The 5,195-nt window shown below is 27.9% G+C and carries 5 protein-coding genes; all 5 read left to right on the forward strand.

Translation table 11 applies throughout. The annotated features are described in order from the left end of the window. On the forward strand, positions 1–559 hold a 559-nt coding region (locus PKV21_08930), incomplete at its 5' end, for a site-specific DNA-methyltransferase (GenBank protein HOM27609.1). Position 560: 1 nt separating this feature from the next. Further along, entirely contained in the window at positions 561–1,247 is a 687-nt protein-coding gene (locus PKV21_08935; GenBank protein HOM27610.1) for a restriction endonuclease, read from the forward strand. 12 nt (positions 1,248–1,259) lie between these two features. After that, on the forward strand, positions 1,260–1,826 hold the full coding sequence (locus tag PKV21_08940) for an HAD family hydrolase (protein HOM27611.1): 567 nt from the start codon (positions 1,260–1,262) through the stop codon (positions 1,824–1,826). After that, positions 1,813–3,132 carry a dihydrolipoyl dehydrogenase gene (gene lpdA / locus PKV21_08945; GenBank protein ID HOM27612.1) on the forward strand — a complete coding sequence of 440 codons (1,320 nt, stop codon included), beginning with the start codon at positions 1,813–1,815 and terminating at the stop codon, positions 3,130–3,132. The genes PKV21_08940 and lpdA overlap by 14 nt, the downstream gene beginning before the upstream one ends. Further along, positions 3,129–5,195: beta-galactosidase (locus PKV21_08950; protein HOM27613.1), on the forward strand; the 2,067-nt coding region annotated here is incomplete at its 3' end. The genes lpdA and PKV21_08950, both read left to right, overlap by 4 nt.

The raw sequence follows: 5,195 nt of genomic DNA on the forward strand, positions 1-5,195 counted from the left end.
TGGAGGGAGAATTATTATAAATGTTCAGCCACTTTTTTCGGATTATGTACCTATTCATCATATAATTTCAAATTTTTTTACACAAAAAAAATTAATCTGGAAAGGCGAAATCTTATGGGAAAAACATAATTATAATTGTAAATATACTGCTTGGGGCAGTTGGAAAAGTCCAAGTAATCCTTATTTAAAATATACTTGGGAATTCCTTGAAATCTTTTGTAAAGGAAGTTTAAGACATTATGGAAAACACCAAAATGCAGATATAACAGCAGAGGAATTTAAAAAATGGGTCTATGCAAAGTGGGATATTCCTCCAGAATATAACATGAAAAAATATGGCCATCCAGCAATGTTTCCAGAAGAATTATGCGAAAGAGTAATAAAACTTTTTAGTTTTAAAGGTGATGTTGTATTAGACCCATTTAATGGTGTAGGTACTACTACTCTGGTTGCAAAACGACTTGAAAGAATATATGTTGGCATTGATATCTCTCAAGAATATTGCCAAAAAGCAGAAGAAAGATTAAAAGAAGAAAATCAAAAAATAAGTTTATTATAAAATGAATAAACTATTGTCTATAATAGAAGCTTATAAAGATTTAATAAAAGGTATTGAAGACAAAGCAAAAATATCAACAAATAGAGCATATGGTGGAATTATAAGAGCAGGTAAGGGTAAACTTGTTGAAAGTATAGGGAAAAATCTTATTGAAATAGCATGGGAAGAATTAAATATGCCATTAGAAAATTTAAAATTCTCAAATAAAAGAGTAAAAATACCAATAAACAAAAATTATTTAGAAAGGATTAAAAATATAGAAGTTAGAAAATTTATAGAGGAAAATATAGACAAATACTTTTATCCGCTTAAAGTAGATATTCAAGTTTATGTAAAAAATAAATTTAAAATTGCCATTGAATGCAAATCATATACAGAAAATGCCATGTTAAAAAGAATACTTGTAGATTTCACTTTATTGAAAAATTTATATCCAGACTTAAAATTTGTTTTATTACAACTTGAAAGTCAATTAGGAGGAGATTTTTCCTCTATGGTAGTTGCAAAATATGGAAGTCCATCAACTCATACAATACTTTCTTATTTTGATATCAATATACATATTATAACACTTCTGAAAGGTGAAAGAAAAGTTGATAAACCCATTCATAAAAGGGATTATTATAAACCTTTGCAAATCGACTCATTAAAAGAGGCAGTAGAAGTTTTTAAATTTTTATTATCATAAGTTTATTAAAAAATGAGGATAATTTTTCTTGATAGGGATGGAGTTATTTCAATTTTTACACCTGATGATTATATAAAGAAATGGGAGGAATTTGAGTTTATACCTGAAGGGATTGAGGGTTTAAGGATATTGAATGATGCTGGTTATAAAGTTATTATAATTTCAAATCAGGCAGGTGTTAATAAAGGACTTTTTACAGAAGATGACCTTAATGAAATTACGCAAAATATGATTGAGGAATTGAAAAAAAAGGGAATAGATAACATTTTAAAAGTTTATTATTGCATACATAAAAAAGAAGAAAATTGTGAATGTAGGAAACCAAAAACAGGACTTTTTAAAAAAGCAGAAAAAGAATTAGGTCAAATTGATTTCTCAAATACATTTTTTATAGGAGATACTGATATAGATGTAATTGCCGGGAAAAGTATAGGAACAAAGACGATATTAGTTCTAACAGGAAAGACAAAATCAAAAGAAGAGACAGAAAATTGGGAAATTAAACCAGATTATATTTTTAAGAATTTAAAAGAGGCAGCAGAATTTATAGTAAAAAGGGGTAAAAATGGAAAAATATGATGTTATTGTAATTGGCGGTGGTCCTGCTGGATATCCGTGTGCTATAAGATGTTCACAATATGGGAAAAAAGTCCTATTAATTGAAGAACTTGCACTTGGTGGTGTCTGTTTAAACAGAGGATGTATTCCAACAAAGGCATTATATTCTGTTTCTGAAGAAATTTCAGTATCAAAATATAAATCAGTTGAAAAAAACGTAAAATATGAATGGAATAAGGTTTTAAATGAAGTATTGAATGATGTAGTTTTAAGATTGAGAACAGGTGTAAGTATGCTTCTTAAAAGTTATGGTGTTAATTTCTTAAAAGGAAAATCTATATTTAAGGATATAAGAACAGTTGAAGTTAATAATAATTTTTTTACAGCAGAAAATATTGTAATTGCAACTGGTTCCACTTCTTATGTCCCGGATTGTTTTAAAGGTGATAGTAGGGTTATAACATCAGACCATATTTGGGAATTCCATAAATTACCTGAAAGTGTTGCCATTATAGGTGGTGGATTTATTGGATGTGAATTTGCCTCTATTTTAAATAAGTTTGGAGTTAAAGTTAAAGTTTATGAAATGATGGATACACTTCTTCCCGGTAAAGATAGAGAAATAACTGAATTACTTAAAAAATCATTTGAGAAAAGGGGAATTGAGGTCAATTTAAATCAGAAACTTGAAAGTTGTGAATTTATTAAAGAAGAAAAAATTTTTGTATCTGTTGGAAGAATACCCAATATACCCGAAATTGAGGGACTTGGATTTGATAAAAAAGGGATTAAAACAGACGAAAAATTGAAAACAAATATTGACGGAATTTATGCTATTGGTGATGTTAATGGTAAATATCAACTTGCCTATGTTGCAACAAAGGAAGGAGAAATTGCTGCTGAAAATATCTGTGGAAAAAATGAAATTATGAATTATGAAATTATTCCTGAAGTTATTTTTACAGACCCTGAAATTGGTGTTTGTGGATTGACTGAAGAAAAAGCAAAAGAAAAAGGTATAGATGTAATTGTCGGAAAATTCCCCTACTCTGCTCTTGGACGTGCTTATTCTGATAAAAAAACTGATGGATTTGTAAAAGTTATTGCAGATAAAAATACTGAAAAAATTTTAGGAATACACATAATTGGAAAAAATGCAACTGAACTTACAAGTTTTTCTACACTTGCAATAACAAATGAATTAAAAATAAAAGACCTTGAAAAAATTTTATATTGTCATCCAACTTTTTCAGAAGGAATAATGGAAGCAATAAATGACCTAAATAAAAAAAGCATCCACTTATCTCCAAAGAAAGGAAAGATATGAAAAAACTGTTTGGAGCAGAAGTACAATATTTTCGCCTTGAAGAAAAATATTGGGAAAAAATAGTTGAAAGTTTAAAAGAATTGGGGTTGAGTTTTGTTTCTTCATATATTCCTTGGGGTCTTCATGAAATTAAAAAAAGAGTATTTGATTTTGAAGGTAAAACATCTGAAAGAACAAATTTAATTAAATTTCTTGAAATAATTAAAAAATATAAACTCAAAATTGCCATAAGACCAGGACCCTTTATCTGCAATGAGTTTTTATATGGAGGGTATCCAGAAAGAATTGTTAAAGAAAAGAAAGAAATATTTGTCCTTGACAATCAGAACAGAACTACAAAAGGTTATTGGATACCTAAAAAAGAAGGTTCTCAACCATCATATTTACATCCTGAATATCTTGAAGAATGTAAGATATGGATTTCTACGGTTTCAAATATTATAAAACCATATTTATCTACAAATGGTGGCCCAATTGAAATGATAAACCTTGATAATGAAGTAAGTTATATTGTAATGGATTCTATGTTTGATAGTGATTATAATGAATGTATGGTTGGAAAGGGATGCTTTTATCATAAATTTTTGAAGGAAAAATATAAGGATATTTCAAATTTACCAAAAATTCCATTCTATAAAGTTAAAAAATTTGAAGATATTGAACCACCAAGAAAACTAATAGATGTTGAAAGAAATCTTATTTATTATTTTGATTGGGTAGAATTTAAAGAATGGGTTATGTCTGAATATTTAAGAAGGTTAAGAATAATGTATGAAGAAAATGGAATAAAGGATGTGATTTTTTACACAAATTTAAATCCACATAGACCTGAAGGAATTCCAACAAATCCAAAAAAATTTGAAGAAGCAGTAAACGGTATTGTTGGATATGATTTTTATAGAAGTCCATTTTTAAGTTTTTCAGGTTATACTTCAATGGCAAGGGTTTTAAGATATCTTGATTCAATTTTAAAATTTACATGGAGTGCTGAATTTATGGCTGGTTGGTGGTTTGAAGATGTAAGTAAATGCTGGTTAACTCCTGAACATCATAAATTTATGAGTTTATGCGCTATTTCAAATGGATGCAAAGGAATTTCTTATTTTATGTTTCATGATAGGGAAACATGGGGTGGGAGTCCAGTAAGTGATAAAGGGCATAGAAGAAGTGTATATTTTGGGATAAAGGAGTTTTTAAATATAGTTAATAAGTTTGAAAATTGGAAAGATTTAAAAATTCTTTATGATAAAGTTGGTCTTGTTTATTATAGACCATACCATTGGCATACTTATCTTGGAGACCCTTCACCATGTAATGATAGTGTTATTCATATAGGAGAACCAGAAATAAATGGTTTGAAAGCAGGTATTTTAACAAAGGAATATGAAGGAATTTTTAGATTGTTATTACTTTCTGGTTTTAATCCAAGAATAATTGAAATACAGGAAAAACCAGAAAATATTTATAATTGTGATATTCTATTTTTCCCAACAGGTCCATTTATTGATAAAAAAACAGAAAAAATAATTTTTGATTATTTAAAAAAAGGTGGGAAGATTGTTTGTGGCCCATTTATTCCAGAATTTACACTAGAAGGGGAAAGAATTGAAACTTTTAAAGGGATTATAAAAAATAGATTTATTGGAAAAGTTGAAAAATTTGAAAATGAAAATATACAATTGAAAGAATATCTATTTGATGTTGGAGGCGAAAAAATTATTGAAATTGATGGCATTTCTGTTTTTGGAAAGTTTAAAATTGAAAATGGATATATATACTTTCTTGGTACCTTCATTGGACAGGATGAACCATTAAACGAATCACTTGTAAATATTAAATTCATTAAAGAACTACTTGAAAAAGAAAATATAAGACCGTTTGCTGAGATAAAAGTTTTACCAGTTGAATATACTATTGGAACAGAGAATGGTTTTGAAAAATATTATGAAAAAAGAAATTTGCTGATATCTTCAACCCTTACAGATGGAAAAAATATTTTTCTTTTTCTGAATAACCTTTATAATAGAAGTATTGAAGCAGAGATAAAATTTAACAGAAATGAT

This window comes from bacterium, assembly GCA_035371905.1.
Taxonomy (GTDB): domain Bacteria; phylum Ratteibacteria; class UBA8468; order B48-G9; family JAFGKM01; genus JAMWDI01.

Coding starts and splice junctions, on each gene's coding strand:
- PKV21_08935 (HOM27610.1), top strand. CDS start 561: ATGAATAAACTATTGTCTATAATAGAAGCTTATAAAGATTTAATAAAA.
- PKV21_08940 (HOM27611.1), top strand. CDS start 1,260: ATGAGGATAATTTTTCTTGATAGGGATGGAGTTATTTCAATTTTTACA.
- lpdA (HOM27612.1), top strand. CDS start 1,813: ATGGAAAAATATGATGTTATTGTAATTGGCGGTGGTCCTGCTGGATAT.